This is a genomic window from Nesterenkonia populi (assembly GCF_007994735.1).
Classification (GTDB): Bacteria; Actinomycetota; Actinomycetes; order Actinomycetales; family Micrococcaceae; genus Nesterenkonia; species Nesterenkonia populi.
Window position 1 is genome coordinate 1,812,180 of sequence record NZ_VOIL01000001.1, and the last position, 17,586, is coordinate 1,829,765.

Annotated in this window: 13 protein-coding genes; 9 read left to right on the forward strand and 4 right to left on the reverse strand. The window is 67.4% G+C overall.

Annotation, left to right across the window (positions count from 1 at the left end; all coding sequences use genetic code 11):
- Nucleotides 1–124: 124 nt before the first annotated feature.
- From FWJ47_RS08320 to FWJ47_RS08330, 3 genes are all read left to right on the forward strand, one after another.
- Nucleotides 125–1,219 (forward strand): PAC2 family protein, encoded by a 1,095-nt coding sequence (locus tag FWJ47_RS08320; protein WP_246126225.1) that lies wholly within the window; start codon nucleotides 125–127, stop codon nucleotides 1,217–1,219.
- 116 nt (nucleotides 1,220–1,335) lie between these two features.
- Nucleotides 1,336–2,643 (forward strand): DUF4192 family protein, encoded by a 1,308-nt coding sequence (locus tag FWJ47_RS08325; RefSeq protein WP_147106742.1) that lies wholly within the window; start codon nucleotides 1,336–1,338, stop codon nucleotides 2,641–2,643.
- 172 nt (nucleotides 2,644–2,815) lie between these two features.
- Nucleotides 2,816–4,213, forward strand: coding sequence for an RNA polymerase sigma factor (locus FWJ47_RS08330; RefSeq protein WP_425465998.1), 1,398 nt, complete (start codon nucleotides 2,816–2,818; stop codon nucleotides 4,211–4,213).
- A gap of 71 nt (nucleotides 4,214–4,284) precedes the next feature.
- Here FWJ47_RS08330 and FWJ47_RS08335 read toward each other — a convergent pair whose 3' ends face one another.
- A complete protein-coding gene (locus FWJ47_RS08335; RefSeq protein WP_147106744.1) occupies nucleotides 4,285–4,491 on the reverse strand; it encodes a DUF7455 domain-containing protein in 207 nt (68 codons plus the stop codon).
- 129 nt (nucleotides 4,492–4,620) lie between these two features.
- On the opposite strand from FWJ47_RS08335, the gene FWJ47_RS08340 reads away from it, so the two are divergent.
- Both FWJ47_RS08340 and FWJ47_RS08345 read left to right on the forward strand, forming a co-directional pair.
- Nucleotides 4,621–6,681, forward strand: a complete 2,061-nt coding sequence (locus FWJ47_RS08340) for a DNA gyrase/topoisomerase IV subunit B (RefSeq protein WP_147106747.1) — start codon at nucleotides 4,621–4,623, stop codon at nucleotides 6,679–6,681.
- Between the two features lie 64 nt (nucleotides 6,682–6,745).
- Entirely contained in the window at nucleotides 6,746–7,690 is a 945-nt protein-coding gene (locus tag FWJ47_RS08345; RefSeq protein ID WP_147106750.1) for a heme o synthase, read from the forward strand.
- 55 nt (nucleotides 7,691–7,745) lie between these two features.
- On the opposite strand, the gene adhP is transcribed toward FWJ47_RS08345, so the two are convergent.
- Together adhP and FWJ47_RS08355 are read right to left on the reverse strand one after the other, a co-directional pair.
- On the reverse strand, nucleotides 7,746–8,771 hold the full coding sequence (gene adhP, locus FWJ47_RS08350) for an alcohol dehydrogenase AdhP (protein WP_147106753.1): 1,026 nt from the start codon (nucleotides 8,769–8,771) through the stop codon (nucleotides 7,746–7,748).
- Between the two features lie 58 nt (nucleotides 8,772–8,829).
- The gene (locus tag FWJ47_RS08355) at nucleotides 8,830–10,044 is read right to left on the reverse strand and encodes a sigma-54-dependent transcriptional regulator family protein (RefSeq protein ID WP_147106757.1); all 1,215 of its coding nucleotides are present in this window, start codon (nucleotides 10,042–10,044) and stop codon (nucleotides 8,830–8,832) included.
- Nucleotides 10,045–10,198: 154 nt separating this feature from the next.
- Between FWJ47_RS08355 and exaC the strand changes: the two genes are divergently transcribed.
- Together exaC and FWJ47_RS08365 are read left to right on the forward strand one after the other, a co-directional pair.
- Entirely contained in the window at nucleotides 10,199–11,722 is a 1,524-nt protein-coding gene (gene exaC / locus FWJ47_RS08360; protein WP_147106759.1) for an acetaldehyde dehydrogenase ExaC, read from the forward strand.
- A gap of 10 nt (nucleotides 11,723–11,732) precedes the next feature.
- Nucleotides 11,733–12,122 carry a DUF779 domain-containing protein gene (locus tag FWJ47_RS08365; protein WP_147106762.1) on the forward strand — a complete coding sequence of 130 codons (390 nt, stop codon included), beginning with the start codon at nucleotides 11,733–11,735 and terminating at the stop codon, nucleotides 12,120–12,122.
- On the opposite strand, the gene FWJ47_RS08370 is transcribed toward FWJ47_RS08365, so the two are convergent.
- Complete coding sequence (locus tag FWJ47_RS08370; protein ID WP_246126226.1) at nucleotides 12,119–13,366, reverse strand: MFS transporter; 1,248 nt, start codon at nucleotides 13,364–13,366, stop codon at nucleotides 12,119–12,121. The genes FWJ47_RS08365 and FWJ47_RS08370 overlap by 4 nt on opposite strands.
- Nucleotides 13,367–13,443: 77 nt before the next feature.
- On the opposite strand from FWJ47_RS08370, the gene FWJ47_RS08375 reads away from it, so the two are divergent.
- A complete protein-coding gene (locus tag FWJ47_RS08375) occupies nucleotides 13,444–16,380 on the forward strand; it encodes a DEAD/DEAH box helicase (protein WP_147106765.1) in 2,937 nt (978 codons plus the stop codon).
- Nucleotides 16,367–17,584, forward strand: coding sequence for a hypothetical protein (locus tag FWJ47_RS08380; protein ID WP_147106769.1), 1,218 nt, complete (start codon nucleotides 16,367–16,369; stop codon nucleotides 17,582–17,584). The genes FWJ47_RS08375 and FWJ47_RS08380 overlap by 14 nt, the downstream gene beginning before the upstream one ends.
- Nucleotides 17,585–17,586: the final 2 nt, after the last annotated feature.

A 17,586-nucleotide genomic window follows, 5' to 3' on the forward strand; every position in this document is an offset into this window, starting at 1 on the left:
CACCGGCACAACCGAAGTGCCGCAGCAGGAAGGCGTCGAGGCGCCCGCCCGGGAATGCCCGGGCTCGCCAGACTGTTCTGAACAGACCGCAGTCCACCAGACGTCTACCCGACGAAGGAGCAGTGTGGGACCCATCGATCCGAACCAGTCCGGCTTTGAGCGGAGCCGCTTCGACCTGCTCCACCTGCACGCAGAGCCTGCAGATGAGCCGTTCTCCGACGCCTTCGTCGGACAGGGCGGCGAGCTCGTGCTGCACAGTGCCGGACAGTCCGGGCCCCGGGAAGGGGTTCCGGACCGAGGCCTGAGCATGCTCGTCTCGGTCTCCGGCCACACTGACGCCGGCCATCTTTCCGAGCAGCTGACGGATTCGCTGCTCTCGGCCCTTCCGAACCGTCAGGTCGCGAGCTTTGACGTCGACGAGCTCTTCGACTACCGGTCCCGCCGGCCGCACATGCTCTTCACGGACAATCGGTTCTCCGAGTTCCAGGGGCCCCGGCTGGACCTCTATGAGCTCCAGGACTCCCTGGGTCGCCCTTTCCTCCTGCTGGCGGGGGATGAGCCGGACTTCCAGTGGGAGCGGGTCGCTGAGACGCTGCTCGCCCTGGCTGACCACCTGGGGGTTGAGCTGGCGGTCTTCACCGATGCGCTCGGGCTTCCCGCACCGCATACTCGCCCGCTCGGCGTGACGGCCCACGGGAACCGGTCTGACCTGGTGGAGGGAATCTCCACCTGGTCGCCCAACGCGCAGGTCGAAGCGGGACTCTCCCAGATGCTGGAGCACCGATTCGACGTCGCCGGCCATGACGTCGTCGGCTACACGGTGCACGTGCCCCATTACCTGGCTTCCGGCAAATATCCGCAGGTGGCCGTGGCCGCCCTGGAGTACGCCGGAGCCGCCAGCGAACTGATGCTCCCCGCCGATGACCTGCGTGAGGCTGCCCGGGCGGTGGAGTCCGACATCACCGAGCAGGTGCAGCAGAATCCCCAAGTCGCGCAGGTGGTGGAGCAGCTGGAGCAGAATTTCGATCAGCACGCCACGAAGCAGCAGCGGTCTCTGCTCGTCCACAGCAACGACGCCGTGCCCGACGCCGACGAGCTGGGCGCCGCCGTCGAGCAGTACCTGCGTTCCCACCCGGGCGAGAGCATCTTCGGCGCCGCGGCGCCGGACGGGCTGGACGAGGGCAAGGACGAGGGGCCCTCCGGAGAGCCGCAGGGCTGAGATCGCTGCGCTGAGTCTTCCACCGATCCGGAGGCCCAGGCCTGGACGCACCGAACTCTTCACAGCCTGCCCACTGCCCACCGTCAGTGGACGCGGTGCCCGTGAGGCTGGAACGCGTGACGCAGAATTCGGCCGCAGCGGCCTCACCAGACACACCGACCGCACACCTTGACCGACCGGGGGACTCCCTGGCCCTGGTTCAGCACACCTTCGGCTACATGCCCCAGGACTCCCTGGTCCTCATCGGAATGGCAGGAGGCTCCAGCGGCGGTCACCTTCGCGTGGATCTCGGGCCCAGCGCCGAAGACCCTTACGCGATGGCGCGCCAGTGCGCCGAATGGCTGGCCGGTCCGGCCTCTGAGCCAGCTCCTGACGCCGCGATCGCGCTGCTCTTCACCCGAGATGCCCCCTCCCCGCTGCACGGAGACCTCTATGATCCGCTCGTGCACACTCTCGCGGGTTCCCTCGCCTCGGACTACGAGGTGGAGCTTGTCCATATATGGCACGCCGGCGGCGGAAGCATCCGCAACTACAGCTGCAGGGATGCAGCGTGCTGCCCCTACCCAGGGCACGGCATCGCTCAGGAGCTCGAGGAGTCGCTGCGCCGCCTCCCTGAACTGCATGTGCCGGACGGCGCTCAGGGGCCAGGGGACCTCCTCAACGAGTTCCTCTCGCCCCTTGCGTCTCCCTCGGACGCTTCCCGACGGGTGATGAGACGACTCGTCGACGATGCCGTCGTCCCCTCTGCCGCCCAGGAGCTGCTCACCCTCTGGGACTCGGCCCTCGCCCGGACCCAGCGTTCCGGTGCCCAGTGGATTCACACTGCAGAGAGCCGAACCGCGGCGCTCCTGAAGACGCTCCGCACCAAACGGGGCAGGGATACTCTGGTTCCGCTGGCCTCAGCGGGCTACCTGCCGGCCCTGGCAGGCACGGTCTTCCACGACGCGGTGCTGCAGGATCCGGCGGTGCAGAACCTCGAGGATGAGGAGCTGCTGGCCCGGCTCGCCGGCGGCCTGCCGAAAGAGCTCAGCCCCGCCCGACTGGACCGCCTGCTTGAGGAGTACTCGCGCTGCTGGCTCGGAGACACCGGATCCCGGCCGGACTGGCCGCGGGTGGAGGCCCTCGAGGCGCTTCTGCGCGAGCTGCTCGCCTACGCTGAGGCGGGGGAGCGCGCAGCGGCACTGACCCTGAAGGCGTGGACAGAATGGGCCAAGGGACGCAGCTCCGTCTCCAGCGCGACCGTCGAACGCCTCCGTGAGGAGTCAGTCGCCGCCTCCGACTGCACCATGGCTGACCTGATCGACAGATTCTCCTCAGCATTCGGGGTCTGCCCCTGGGCGAGGGTCAAGATTCACAGCTACAGCTGGTGGCAGACAGAGCAGGCGGGCGCCTCGCCGAAAAAGCCTGCCGCATTTCGGGAATGACTGCCGAGTGCGTATCGTTAGGACACCAACAGACCCTGCAGACCCGGTCCATTGAGAGGTGCCAGCGCGAAGCGTGCCCACCCACCGGGACTTGACAGGGTCATAGGCGTGTTGGGCTCCTTGAGAGTTCCAAGGCGCTGCCCCCGGGCCGGAAGGCGCGGGGAAAGCGAATGTGTCGAGTCGGAAGGTCAACGTGCCCACTACCAAGACTGAGGAAGAGACTGCCGCAGCCAAGGAGCAGGAAACTGCAGCCAAGGGCAGCGCGGAGAAGAAGTCGACAGCCTCCAAGTCCTCGAGCAAGTCCGGTTCTGCGGCCAAAAAGTCGACGGGGACCAAGAAGACCGCCTCGACCAAGGCAAGCGCCGCGAAGAAGACTACGGCCTCCAAAGCTCCGGCGAAGAAGGCCGGAGGCGGCGGCCGCCGCAAGACCACCGATGCCGTGGACGAGATCCTCGCCGAGGTCGACAGCGAAGAGGAGTCCCCCACCGCAGCTTTGGCGAACGCCGTGGCCAAGGCCGAGGAGGAGGGTGAAGACGCAGAGAAGCTCGTCGACACCGACGCCGGGGAGGCCAAGGAGGACGAGTCACCCTCTGGACGCGGCTTTGTCATCTCCAACGCGGACGACGATGACGCCCCTGCCGTGCAGGTCGTCTCCGCAGGCGCCACCGCGGACCCGGTCAAGGACTACCTGAAGCAGATCGGCAAGGTCGCCCTGCTGAACGCCGAGCAGGAGGTGGATCTGGCGCTGCGCATCGAGGCAGGGCTCTTCGCCGAGCACCAGCTCGCCAACGACGACATCACCGACCGCAAGCTGCGGCGTGACCTGCAGCTCATCGTCGCTGACGGGAAGAAGGCCAAGAACCACCTGCTCGAGGCCAACCTCCGTCTCGTAGTCTCCCTCGCCAAGCGGTACACCGGCCGCGGCATGCTCTTCCTGGACCTCATCCAGGAAGGCAACCTCGGCCTCATCCGCGCGGTGGAGAAGTTCGACTACACCAAGGGATTCAAGTTCTCCACCTACGCCACGTGGTGGATCCGCCAGGCCATCACCCGAGCCATGGCCGACCAGGCCCGCACGATCCGCATCCCCGTGCACATGGTCGAGGTCATCAACAAGCTCGCCCGCGTCCAGCGGCAGATGCTGCAGGACCTCGGCCGCGAGCCCGCCCCCGAGGAGCTCGCCGCCGAGCTGGACATGACTCCCGAGAAGGTCGTCGAGGTCCAGAAGTACGGCCGGGAGCCCATCTCCCTGCATACGCCTCTGGGTGAGGACGGCGACTCCGAGTTCGGCGACCTCATCGAAGACTCCGAGGCCGTGGTCCCCTCCGACGCCGTCAGCTTCACCCTCCTGCAGGAGCAGCTGCATTCCGTGCTGGACACCCTCGCCGAGCGGGAGGCAGGCGTCGTCGCCATGCGGTTCGGACTCACCGACGGCCAGCCCAAGACCCTCGACGAGATCGGCAAGGTCTACGGGGTGACCCGCGAGCGTATAAGGCAGATAGAGTCCAAGACGATGTCCAAGCTGCGCCACCCCAGCCGCAGCCAGGTCCTGCGGGACTACTTGGACTGAGGCGCCGGCTTAGACAGAGGAGAGCCCCCCAGCCGCTGCCGGCCGGGGGGCTCTCCTCTGTCTGGGACGAATCAGCTGATTCGGTCTGACTCGTCGATCCAGCCGAGAGTCTGAGGCCTGAGAGTGTCCTCAACGGCACGGGCGTGGTGGTTGCAGAAGAGAAGCGCCCCGCCGGAGGACAGCTCGGCGCGCACATAGGCCTGGGCTCCGCAGCGGTCGCAGCGGTCCAGGGCGGTCAGCTTGGCCCCTGCCTCCAGAGTGCCGGTGGTGCTTGTCATGTCGCCTCCTAGGGTTGCGTCAAGCAATGTCCACTCATCCAACCACGTGAATCCCGAGAAAAATCCTGAAGCCCGGCCCAGGGGCGCGCCTTTCGCTGACCGCGTACCCCTGCCGATAGCCTGGCGCCCATGGCAACGCGTGAGGAGTACGGCGCCCGGCACCTCTCTGTCCTCGAAGGCCTTGAGGCAGTCCGGAAGCGCCCCGGCATGTACATAGGCTCCACCGACTCCCGGGGGCTGATGCACTGCGTCTGGGAGATCATCGACAACTCCGTCGACGAGGCGCTGGCCGGCTACGCCTCCACCATCACCGTCACGCTGCACCCCGACGACTCCGTCGAAGTCAGCGACGACGGCCGGGGCATCCCCGTGGATATCGAGCCTCGCACTGGCCTGTCAGGCCTCGAGGTGGTCTTCACCAAGCTGCATGCCGGAGGGAAGTTCGGCGGCGGCAGCTACAACGCAGTCGGGGGCCTGCACGGCGTCGGCGCCTCGGTGGTCAACGCGCTCTCCGCACGTCTGGACGCCGCCGTCACTCGCGGCGGCAAGGTGCATTCCCTCTCCTTCCGCCGCGGCGAGCCCGGCACCTTCGCCGGGTCCGAGCCGCAGGACGAGTTCACCCCTGCCGAGGCGGGCTCGCCGCTGCAGGCCACCGGCAAGGCCAAGCGCGGCGTGACCGGCACCACGGTCCGCTACTGGGCAGACCGGCAGATCTTCACCCCGGACGCCGCGTTCAATGACGAGGAGCTCTTCGCCCGTGCCCGGCAGACCGCCTTCCTGGTCCCGGGACTGAAGCTCGTGGTGCAGGACCTCCGCGGCGCGGAGCACACTGAGCAGGTCTTCCGCTACGACGGCGGCATCAGCGAGTTCGTGGAGCATCTCTCGCCCGACGCCCCCATCACCGATACGTGGAGGATCCAGGGCCACGGCACGTTCACCGAGACGATTCCCGTGGACGGGCGCATGCAGGAGGTCGAGCGCGACTGCGAAGTCGACATCGCGCTGCAGTGGGGGACCGGCTACGACATCACGGTCCGCAGCTTCGTGAACATCATCGCAACCCCTAAGGGCGGCACCCACCTCAGCGGCTTCGAGCAGGCCATGCTGCGCATCTTCCGCAAAGTCGTAGAGGCGAATGCCCGCAAGCTCAAAGCGGGAAACGACAAGCTGGAGAAGGACGACGTCCTCGCCGGCCTCACCGCAGTGATCACCGTCAGAATCGCCGAGCCCCAGTTCGAAGGCCAGACCAAGGAGATCCTCGGCACACCCGCCGCGCGGCAGATCGTCTCACGGGTGGTGGCCGGCCAGCTCGAGCAGAAGCTGACCTCCTCCAAGAAGGCCGACAAGCAGCAGGCTGCCGCCGTGCTTGAGAAGGTGGTCTCCGAGATGAAGTCCCGGATCTCCGCCCGGCAGCTCAAGGAGACCCAGCGCCGCAAGAACGCCCTGGAGAACTCATCGATGCCGGCCAAGCTTGTGGAATGCCGGGCCAAGGATGTGGAGTCCTCCGAGCTGTTCATCGTGGAGGGCGACTCCGCGCTCGGCACAGCCAAGCTGGCCCGCTCCTCGGACTATCAGGCGCTGCTGCCGATACGCGGCAAGATCCTCAACGTTCAGAAGGCCTCTGTCTCGGACATGCTCTCCAACCAGGAATGCGCCGCTCTCATCCAGGTCATCGGCGCCGGAACTGGTCGCAGCTTTGACATCACCGCCGCGCGGTACGGCAAGGTGGTGCTGATGACGGACGCCGACGTCGACGGTGCTCACATCCGCACGCTGCTGCTGACGCTCTTCTTCCGGTACATGCGCCCGATGATCGAGGCGGGACGGGTCTTCGCCGCTGTGCCGCCCCTGCATCGCGTAGAGATCATCCAGCCTGGGAGAAAGGCCAATGAGGTCCGCTACACCTACTCGGAGGCGGAGCTGGTGAAGCTGCTCGCCGAGCTGGAGAAGAAAGGCCTGCGGTACAAGGAGCCGATCCAGCGGTACAAGGGTCTGGGCGAGATGGACGCCGACCAGCTCTCCGAGACCACGATGGACCCGCAGCGCCGTTCGCTGCGCCGCATCCGAGTGGAGGATGCCGATGCCGCGGAGAAGGCATTTGAGCTCCTCATGGGCAGCGTGGTCGCCCCGCGCAAGGACTTCATCATCGAAGGATCCCGTGCTCTGAGCAAGGAACGCATCGATGCCTGAGCAGCAGGCATGCGGAGTGTCACAGGTCGTTTTCTACATCCGGTAGAACAGCTAGACTGTCCCGGTGACCACAACGCCTTCCCGCACCTCAGCTGACGCGCCCGCAACGCTCGGGTTCAAGAGGAAGGCAGCGGCCTACTGGTCGCTCACCAAGCCGCGGGTGATCGAGCTGCTGCTGGTCACGACCCTCCCCACTATGTTCTTCGCCCAGCGCGGCCTGCCCGATTTCTGGACCGCTGTGGCCACCATGATCGGCGGTGCCATGGCAGCAGGCTCCGCGGGTGCGTTCAACTGCTATCTGGACCGTGACATGGACCGGCTGATGAACCGCACCAAGAAGCGGCCCCTGGTGACCGGCGAGGTGAGCCCGAGGGAGGCATTGGCCTTTGCCGCGGTGCTCGGAGCGCTCGCGCTCGGAGTCCTCTGGGTCGGCACGAATCCGCTGGCCACCGCTCTCGGAGCGGCCGCGATCTTCTTCTACGTCGTGGTGTACACCATGCTCCTGAAGCGGCGGACCGAGCAGAACATCATCTGGGGCGGCATCGCAGGATGCTTCCCCGTCGTGATCGCCTGGGCCGCGGTCAGAGAGACCCTCGAGTGGCCGGCCCTGGTGCTCTTCGTCATCATCTTCCTGTGGACTCCGCCCCACTACTGGCCGCTGTCCATGAAGTACCGGACGGACTATCAGAAGGCCGATGTTCCCATGCTCGGGGCCGTCGCGACGGAGAACACCGTCTCGGTCCAGGTGGTCCTCTACGCGTGGGCCACGGTGGTCTGCTCGCTGCTGCTGGTGCCGCTGGGCTGGGCAGGGATCACCTACACGGCGGTCGCTGTGGTCTCAGGGGCCTGGTTCGTCTGGGAATGCCACGTGCTGCACCGCAAGGCCCAGCAGGGGAGTCTGAAGCAGAAGGAGGCCATGAAGGTCTTCCACCTCTCCATCCTCTATCTCACCCTGCTGTTCGTCGGCCTGTGGCTGGATCCCTTCATCGGCCAGCCCCTGATGAGCTGAGGCGTCCCACCCTTCCCACGAGGGACGGCTGGGACGCCTGCTCCAGCAGGAACGCTCAGGCCGTGTAGTCGATGACCACGCGGCCGTCGATCTTGCCGTGGTGCATCTCGTCGAACACTGCGTTGATGTCTCCCAGCGGCCGCTTGGAGAAGGTCGGACGGATGAACCCGCGGGCGTAGAAGTCCAGAGCCTCCTCCATGTCCTGGCGGGTTCCCACGATGGAGCCGCGAATGGTGAGGCCCTTCAGCACAATGTCGAAGATCGGCGCGGGAAAGTCTCCCGGAGGCAGGCCGTTGAAGACGATGCTCCCGCCGCGGCGTGCCATCGTGATGGCCTGGCCGAAGGCGCTCGGGTGCACCGCGGTGACGAGCACTCCATGGACGCCGCCCACCTTGTCCTGGATCTCCTGGGCGGGGTCCGAACCCATGGCGTTCAGGACGATCTCGGCGCCGTGCCGCTGAGCCAGGGCGAGCTTGTCGTCCGCAATGTCCACAGCAATGACTCGCATCCCCATGGCTGCCGCATACTGCACGGCGATGTGGCCGAGTCCGCCGATCCCAGAGATGGCTACCCATTGGCCCGGGCGAACGCCGGTCATCTTCAGCCCCTTGTAGACCGTCACTCCCGCGCACAGCACCGGCGCGATCTCATGCGGATCCGACCCTTCCGGGATAGAGGCCGCGAACCGGGCCTCAACGAGCATGTACTCGCCGAAGGATCCATCCACGGAGTAGCCGCCGTTGGTCTGTGACTCGCAGAGCGTCTCCCAGCCGGTGCGGCAGTACTCGCAGGAGCCGCAGGCGCTCCAGAGCCAGGCATTGCCCACCAGCTGACCCTCCTTCAGCTCGGTCACGCCCTCGCCGAGCTCCTCGACCACGCCCACGCCCTCGTGCCCCGGAATGAACGGGGGAGAGGGTTTCACGGGCCAGTCTCCCTCGGCGGCATGGAGGTCGGTGTGGCACACCCCTGAGGCGAGGAGCCTGACCAGAACCTGGCCCGGCCCCGGCTTGGGGGTGGGGTACTCAGTGACGTTCAGCTCCTTGCCGAAGTCCTCGACGACGGCGGCAGTCATAGTGCTCATAGTGTCTCCCTGGGTCGGGTGCGGCCTCGAGCCGCTGTCTGCTATTGCATATGTGATGCTAGTCACATGGCGGTTGCATGACCGTTGCACGCGCCACCAGGGAGGATCGCTGCGGAGAGTCTGCGGGGAGCACGCGCAGCGCGGTGTACACCGCCTCCTCGTCCTCGGCCGCCTCAGAGAGCTGAAGGTACCTCCACAGCTGTTCGGGAGTCCCGTCAGCGAGCATCGCCTCGCGCAGCTCCACGGAGAGCTGCCTGCGCAGCTCGGCCACACCTGGGGCCTCCGAGGCCGGCAGCAGGGCGCCGCCGTACAGGTCGAGTGCGAAGTCGCGCTCTCCGGCGATGAGTGCCTGGTGGACCAGCACGGCGTCCACCTCGATCGGACGGTCCAGGCGATAGGGCTTCGAGAGCAGATCCGTTCCGCCGGAAGAGGCGGGCGCGCTGCGCAGCATGCGCCTGAGACGCACTACCTCTGCACGCAGGGTCACCTCGTGACCCGGCTCCCCGAAGAGCAGCTCCGCGAGCTCCGCCGAGGTGAGCCCCCCTTGATCGCTCAGCTGGCCGTGCCAGGCCAGCAGCGTCATGATCTCCGCGTGACGCAGGCTCAGGCGCTCCCTTGCGGCACTGCGTCCCAGCAGCGGCCTCAGGGTGCCGAGGGTGATGAGCTGCGGAAGGCCCGAGTCCGCGGTGAGGACCTTAAGCTCCGCCTCGGCGGCAGAGATCGCGGCATAGATCAGCGGCAGCGAGTGCGTGGCCACGGCCTTCTCGTCTCCCGTCAGGTCGACTATGCCGACCACGGAGCCGGTGTGCGGATTGCGGATTGGCGCGGCGGAGCAGGAGAACTGGTGCGCGGAGAAGGCGAAGTGCTCATCCTGGTGAACTTGTGAGCCGCGGCCGGTGGCCAGCGCAATGCCGGGCGCCGAGGTCCCTATCGCCTGTTCGGACCACCGCGCTCCGGGCTGAAATGCTGAGGCTTCTGCACGGCGAAGCGCGCCTTGGTCACCATCCACCCAAAGCAGGCGGCCCTCAGCATCACCGATGGCCACGATCAGCCCGGCCTCAGAGGCAGGTCGGATCAGCAGCTGCTCAAAGACCGGCAGCACCTGGCGCAGCGGATGCGTGCGTCGGAGCTCCGAGAGGTCCTCATCGGGCAGCTCAACGGGCGCCAGTGCGACACCGGGATCGCCGAGATAGGCGGCAGAACGGTGCCAGGACTCGCGCAGGTCCTGCCTCAGGCTTCCCCAGGTGTCGGGCTGGTCGGGGACGGCCCTCATGGTCGCTCCTTCACCCTCGAAGAGTGTGCTCTGGATCACATAATAGGCGAGCGGCGCACATCTGGCTATGCAACCCCGGTGCAACCCCCACGGGCTTACCGTGAATCCAGGGAGTGATACAGATCACACTCTTCAACAGATTGAAGGAGGGACCATGAGCGTCTATTCACAGCCGGGAACCAACGGCAGCGTCGTCAGCTTCGCGTCTCGCTACGAGAACTTCATCGGCGGCGAGTGGGTCGCCCCAGGCAGGGGAAAGTACTTCGAGAACCCCTCTCCGGTCACCGGCAGGACATTCACGGAGATCCCGCAGTCGACGGCGGAGGACATCGACCTCGCCCTCGACGCCGCTCATCGAGCTGCGCCCGCCTGGGGGAGAACACCAGTCGCCGAGCGCGCGATCGTCCTGAACCGCATCGCCGACCGGATCGAGGAGAACCTCGAGATGCTCGCCGTGGCCGAGACCTGGGAGAACGGCAAGCCGGTGCGCGAAACCCTGGCCGCCGATCTCCCGCTGGCTGTGGACCACTTCCGCTATTTCGCCGGAGCGATCCGAGCCCAGGAAGGCGGCATCAGCGAGATCGACGGCGATACGATCGCCTACCACTTCCACGAGCCCCTCGGCGTCGTGGGGCAGATCATCCCTTGGAACTTCCCCCTGCTGATGGCCACCTGGAAGCTCGCCCCCGCTCTGGCGGCAGGAAACGCGGTGGTCCTCAAACCCGCGGAGCAGACACCCACGAGCATCCTGCTGCTCATGGAGCTCATCGCCGACCTCATCCCGGACGGTCTGATCAATGTGGTCAACGGCTTCGGCGCCGAAGCCGGCGCCCCGCTGGCCTCCAGTCCGCGCATCCGGAAGATCGCGTTCACCGGGGAGACCACCACGGGCCGCCTCATCATGCAGAACGCCTCACAGAACCTCATCCCGGTCACCCTCGAGCTGGGCGGCAAGAGCCCCAACATCTTCTTCGAAGACGTCTCCCGGGCCGACGACGCCTACTACGACAAGGCGCTCGAAGGGTTCGCCATGTTCGCCCTCAACCAGGGCGAAGTCTGCACCTGCCCATCCCGCGCGCTCATCCAGAACAGCATCATCGATGATTTCCTCGACGCGGCTGTGGAGCGCACTCGAACAATGGTGCAGGGCAACCCTCTGGACACCGACACCCAAGTCGGGGCTCAGGCCAGCAACGACCAGCTGGAGAAGATCCTCAGCTATCTCGACATCGGGAAGCAGGAGGGCGCCGAAGTTCTCATCGGAGGCAGCAGGGCAGATCTGGGCGGCGACCTTGCCGGAGGCTACTACGTACAGCCAACCATCTTCCGAGGAAGCAACACCATGCGAGTCTTCCAGGAGGAGATCTTCGGGCCGGTGGTCTCGGTGACAGGCTTCGACGATTATGACGAAGCGATCTCCGTCGCCAACGACACCCTCTACGGGCTCGGGGCCGGGGTCTGGTCGCGCGAAGCCAACACCGCCTACCGGGCCGGACGGGACATCCAGGCCGGCCGCGTGTGGACCAACTGCTACCACCAGTACCCGGCGCATGCAGCCTTCGGCGGGTACAAGCAGTCGGGCATCGGGCGGGAGAACCACCTGATGATGCTCGCCCACTACCAGCAGACCAAAAACCTGCTGGTGAGCTACTCCGCCGACAAACTGGGATTCTTCTAGGAGGCCGGCCATGGGCGCCGAACGTGTTGCCATCACTGATCAGGCGGCGTCGCTGCTGAGGCAGCTGCGCGAGGATCACGGTCAGCCGCTGATGTTCCATCAGTCCGGCGGGTGCTGCGACGGTTCGGCGCCCATGTGCTACACCCAGGGGACGTTCGCGACCGGTCCGGCCGATGTTCTCCTCGGCGAGCTGGATGCTGGGACCCCCGAGCCCGTCCCGGTGTGGATCTCAAGGGCACAGTACGAGTACTGGTCCCACACGCACCTCACCATCGGCGTCACACATGGCAGAGGCGCAGGGTTCAGCATCGAAGGCCCGACCGGTCACAGGTTCATCATCCACTCCCGCCTCTTCACCGAGGACGAGCTCCAAGAACTGGACCCGGTGACGTCGGGCTAGAGGAGTCCGGCGCGACGCCGGGTGGTGCGGTTGGCGTGCACCGAGTAGCGGGGCAGCCAACGCCCCATCACCCCGGCGCCGAGGATCCCGTAGCTTCCGGCAGCCCAGACGCCCAGCGCCAGCGAGCCCACGGCGGCGCCGGCCGCCAGCGTCAGGGGCCCGGCGCCCATCCCGATATCGACCAGCAGGCGCCAGGCGCCCAAGAACTGCGGGCGCGCCTCGGGGGGAGCAATATCGGAGGAGATGGTCATCATGACCCCGGAGCCGATCCCGTTGGTGAAGCCCAGCAGCAATGCCACCCAGGTCAGCTGAGCAGCATCGGAGGTCAGCGGAACCAGCGCCATCGCCAGCGCCAGCCCGAGCATCGCCGGCAGCCCGACCCAGAGGCGGCCCATATGGTCCATCACCTTCCCGGCGGGGTAGAAGAGCAGCATGTCGATGCCGCCGGCGATGCCGTAGATGACCGAGATAGTGGTGGGCTCGAGCTCCATGTACTCGCCCCACAGGGGGATCACCTGCTGCCGTGCGCCGCGGATCGCGCCGACCAGCATCCCGCAGAAGCCCAGGGTGAGCAGCAGCCGTCCGTGATCCCTGATGACCCTCCAGAGCCGCTGAGGGGGGTGAGCGGAAGCACGGGCGGCGCTTGGGCCGGCGGCGCTCTCCGAAGCGGTGGGCCTGGCCAGCAGAATGGTGGTGATGGCCGCGGCCGCCGCACAGGCAGCCAGCACGAAGACCCAGCGGAGGTCACCGCCCAGGCTGACCAGCGCCCCCAGGAAAGGGCCGACGAACTGGCCGATCCGATGCACGCCGCCCAACGTGGAGAGCACTCGGGCGCGCTGCATCGGGTCGGCCACCTCGGTCAGATAAGAGTGCCTGGCCAGGTGGAAGACCGCGTTCGCGCAGCCGACGAGAAGGATCGCCGCCCCCAGGGTGAGCGCCGAGGGGGAGAGGCCCGCCAGCAGGAAGGCAGCCCCGGCGGCGGCGCCGGCCAGGATCATCGCCCGTCGGTCCCCGATGCGGGAAGCGAGCGCGCCCGCAGGCAGATCCGCCACGATCTGGCCGATGGGCAGCATTGCAGCGATCACGGCGGCGCCGGCGAGCGTGGCGCCGCGCTCGGTGGCGAAGGAGGGCAGGATCGGAATGATCGCACCGATGCCGGTGGAGAACACGAAGGCCGGGATGAGCGCGCCGAGCACCACCGTGCGCCACGGGAACATCGGGGTGCGGGAAGACGCGGCGGCCACGGGCCACAGCCTACTCCCGAGGAACCTGCACGACGCAGGGCACTGGCCGCACAGGCTGGGGCCGCTAGGGTGGAGGCATGAGCTCTCCGGCCGAACGCTATGCCGCTTCCCGCCGCCGCGCAGCAGAGGCCAAGACCCAGCTCGGCGCCTTCCGTGCGGCTCAGACCTTTGATCTCGACGAGTTTCAGCTGCAGGCCTGCCGCGAGCTTGAGGCGGGCAAAGCGGTGCTCGTCGCAGCCCCGACGGGTGCGGGAAAGACGATCGTGGGGGAGTTCGCCGTGCATCTGGCGCTCGCCCAGGGCAAGAAGGCGTTCTACACCACCCCGATCAAGGCGCTGAGCAACCAGAAGTACCAGGAGCTCGCCGAGGACTACGGACCGGACCGTGTGGGGCTGCTCACCGGCGACACCTCCGTGAACTCTGAGGCCGACGTCGTCGTCATGACGACCGAGGTCCTGCGGAACATGCTCTACCAGGACTCCTCGACCCTGGATGACCTCAGGTACGTCGTGATGGATGAGGTGCACTACCTCGCTGACCGGTTCCGCGGCGCGGTCTGGGAGGAAGTGATCATCCACCTGCCGGAGTCCGTGCAGGTAGCGGCGCTTTCGGCCACCGTCTCCAATGCGGAGGAGTTCGGCGCCTGGCTGGACACGGTCCGGGGGGAGACGTCCGTGGTCGTCTCCGAGCACCGCCCCGTGCCGCTGTGGCAGCACATGCTGGTGGACCACCGGCTGCATGACCTCTTCACCGCTGAGACGGCGGATGAGGACGCTGAGCAGCGTCAGACGCTGGTGAACCCGGAGCTGCAGAGGATGGTCCAGCTGCAGCAGGCCCCCGAGTCCCGCCGCTCCGGAGGCCATCGGGGCCGAGGGCGCGGGCGGCACGGCCCCAAGCGCGACTTCCGGCCCTCAGCCCACCGGGGAGGCGGCAAGGATCCCTCCAGCCTCTCCGGGGCGCCCTCACGCACCCACCGCCTCTCCCGCCCCAAGATGATCCGCGCCCTGGACCGGGACGGGCTGCTGCCCTGCATCACTTTCATCTTCTCCCGGGCCGGCTGCGAGGCCGCCGTGGAGCAGTGCGTGCAGCAGGACCTTCGCCTGACCACACGCGAGGAGGCCGCCGAGATCGCCTCCCGGGTCGAGGCGATGGGCTGGGAGCTGCCCGCCGAGGACCTCTCCGTGCTCGGCTTCGACACGTTCCGGGAAGCACTGGTGAACGGAGTCGCCTCTCACCACGCCGGGATGCTTCCGCCGTTCAAGGAGCTGGTGGAGAGCCTCTTCGCCGAAGGCCTGCTGAAAGTCGTCTTCGCCACGGAGACGCTGGCCCTGGGCATCAACATGCCCGCACGCACCGTGGTGCTGGAGAAGCTGGACAAGTTCAACGGGGAGTCGCACGTTGACATCACCCCCGGGGAGTTCACCCAGCTCACCGGTCGGGCCGGGCGCCGCGGAATCGACGTCGAAGGCCACGCGGTGGTGGTCTGGCAGCCGGGGATGGACCCCCGGCAGGTCGCAGGCCTTGCCTCAAAGCGCACCTACCCGCTCAACTCATCCTTCAGCCCCAGCTACAACATGGCGGTCAACCTCACCGCACAGTTCGGCCGTCGCCGGGCTCGGACCATCCTTGAGTCCTCCTTCGCCCAGTTCCAGGCCGACCGTGCCGTCGTCGGTCTTGCCCGGGATGTCGCCAAGCGCGAGTCCTCCCTCCTCGGCTACGAAGAGTCCATGGAGTGCCGCCTCGGCAGCTTCAAGGAGTACTTCGAGCTGCGACGTCGGCTCAACGAGCAGCAGAAGGACCAGGCCAAGGCCCGCACCCGGCAGCGCAGACGAGAGATCATCCGGCTCCTGGCCTCCCTGGAGCCGGGAGACATCATCGACGTCGGCTCCGGGGGAAAGGCCAAGCGACGCCTGGGGGAGTGCCTGGTGGTCCACACCGCTCCCGAGCATGACCCGCGTCCAGGCGTCGTCACGGCGGACGGGAAGCTGCGGAGCATCACCGTGGAGGACTTTTCCCACCCGCCCGACGTCATCTCCTCCATCAGGCTGCCCCGCAAGCCCCAAGTGAAGGTCCCCAAGGTCCGCCGGGATCTCGCATCCTCAATGCGGGCCGCGCTCAAGGATCGGGTGCCGCCGCGGAGGAGCGCGCCCCAGGTCGGGTTCGGATTCGCCGAGCAGCCCGAGGACAGCGAACAGGTGGAGGAGCTTCAGGACGCGCTCCGGAAGCACCCCTGCCACTCCTGCGGCGACCGGGAGGACCACGCCCGCTGGGCCGAGCGATGGTGGAAGCTGCGCAGGGAGACCGACCAGCTGAAGGCCCGCATCGACCAGCGCACCGGCTCCATCGCCAAAACCTTCGACCGCGTCTGCGGCGTGCTCTTCGACTTGGGGCACATGGTGCCCGCCGACGCGGAGAGCATGCCGACCGCCCAGCCTGTCGCCGACGAGTTCCGCGCCGAGGAGTTCGTCGTCACCGAGCGGGGGCAGCGTCTGCGCCGCATCTACGGCGAACGGGATCTGTTCACCGAGATGCTCGTGGAGCAGGGCGTGCTCGACCGGCTCAGCCCCGAGGAGCTGGCCGCGTTCTCCACTCTGCTGGTTTACCAGGCCAAGCGGGAGGATGAGGGCGCGATGCCGGAGATGCCCACCGGCAGGCTGACCGGGGCGGTCCGCGCAGCCCTGGAGGTCCACACGGAGCTGGAGACCCTCGAGAAGCGGCATCATCTTGAGCCCACCGCCGGCCCGGAGCTGGGGCTGACCCTGCCCATGCACCACTGGGCCTCCGGAGCGAGCCTGCGTGCCGCCCTGGAGCATTCCCCCCTGGCCGCCGGCGACTTCGTCCGGTGGGCTAAGCAGTGCATCGACACCCTGGACCAGCTCTCCAAGGTGCCGAGCGCCACCAGCACGTTGGCCACCGCGTGCCACGAGGCGGTGGACCTCATCAGCAGGGGAGTGGTGGCCTACTCCTCAGTCGCCTATCAATCCATGGAGGACGAAGACCTTGACGACGAATGACGGCACCGCCCCAGGTGCCGCCCGGCTGCTCACCAACGGAACCATCCACTCCACCGCCGAGCCCTACGCGGAGGCGATGCTCGTCGAAGACGGGCAGGTGGCGTGGCTCGGCTCCGACGAGACTGCCGCGCGCCTGCGAGAGCAGCGGGAGCCCGGCACCATCCAGGAAGAGGATCTCGACCGCGCTCTGGTGGCCCCAGGCTTCGTCGGATGGATCACGCGCGGCATCGCCGAGGGCGATCCTGGGGACCTCGCCGAGCGGCTCGACGCCGTCGCCGCCCTCGGCTACTCCGCAGTGCGCCTCGGCCTGGCGGTGCCGGCAGACCGGCTGGCGGGCGAATCCGTCCAGATGCTCGCCAGCGGCCTGACCAGCTCGTTCCGCACTGCGGCCGGCCACCCGTTGGACACCTACCCGGTGGTGCAGCTCTCCGGGCTGCAGGACGTGGCGGGGGCCAGCGGGCTGAAGGCCCTCAACGAGCTGCTGAGCCTGCTGGGTGAGAACGAGGACATTCAGGAGGCCGCCGGCCGGCCCATCGCCGTCGCAGTCTCCTACGCCGAAGTCGAGGAGAACCTCATCGGCGTCCGCACCTGGATGTCAGAGGAGTCCCGCCAACTGATCCTCGACGTCTCCGAGGCAGATCCCGCAGACGTGGTGGACGCCATCGTCGGCACTCACTCTCAGCTGCGCGAGCTCAGGCGGACGCCCAAGCCGGACACCCCCACGGTCCTGGTTGGCTTCGACTCACCCCACCGGGAGCACTGGGAGCAGCTGCTCAACACCGGAATCCACGTGCTGGCCCGCCGGCCCATTCATCTGGCCACCGCCCTGAGCGTAGGCGTGCCGACCTGTGCGGCCCCGCCGGAGGGCGAGAGTCCCTGGCAGCTGATCAGCGACCACGTCCACCACGGCACCGACCCGGCCTCGGTCCGCGCCGGGTTCACCGCTCAGACCCGCGGCGCCTACCGCTCCTTGGTGGGCGGGCAGCCGGAGTCCGGCCTCCTGAACCCCGCAAGCGCCGCCACGTACGTGGTCTGGGAGGTGGAGTCTCTCGCCGTTCAGACGCCCAACGCCACCGTCTCTGCTTGGAGCACAGACACGCGGGCCCGCACCCCGCTCCTTCCCTACCTTCCTGAGCCGGGGGCGGAGGAGGGCAGTCTGCCGCGCTGGAAGGAGACGGTCATCCACGGGGAGCCGGTGAGCTAACG

Excerpts from the sequence above, each read along its gene's own strand:
- FWJ47_RS08335 (WP_147106744.1), bottom strand. The coding sequence starts at position 4,491 with ATGACAAGCACCACCGGCACTCTGGAGGCAGGGGCCAAGCTGACCGCC.
- FWJ47_RS08340 (WP_147106747.1), top strand. The coding sequence starts at position 4,621 with ATGGCAACGCGTGAGGAGTACGGCGCCCGGCACCTCTCTGTCCTCGAA.
- adhP (WP_147106753.1), bottom strand. The coding sequence starts at position 8,771 with ATGAGCACTATGACTGCCGCCGTCGTCGAGGACTTCGGCAAGGAGCTG.
- FWJ47_RS08355 (WP_147106757.1), bottom strand. The coding sequence starts at position 10,044 with ATGAGGGCCGTCCCCGACCAGCCCGACACCTGGGGAAGCCTGAGGCAG.
- exaC (WP_147106759.1), top strand. The coding sequence starts at position 10,199 with ATGAGCGTCTATTCACAGCCGGGAACCAACGGCAGCGTCGTCAGCTTC.
- FWJ47_RS08365 (WP_147106762.1), top strand. The coding sequence starts at position 11,733 with ATGGGCGCCGAACGTGTTGCCATCACTGATCAGGCGGCGTCGCTGCTG.
- FWJ47_RS08375 (WP_147106765.1), top strand. The coding sequence starts at position 13,444 with ATGAGCTCTCCGGCCGAACGCTATGCCGCTTCCCGCCGCCGCGCAGCA.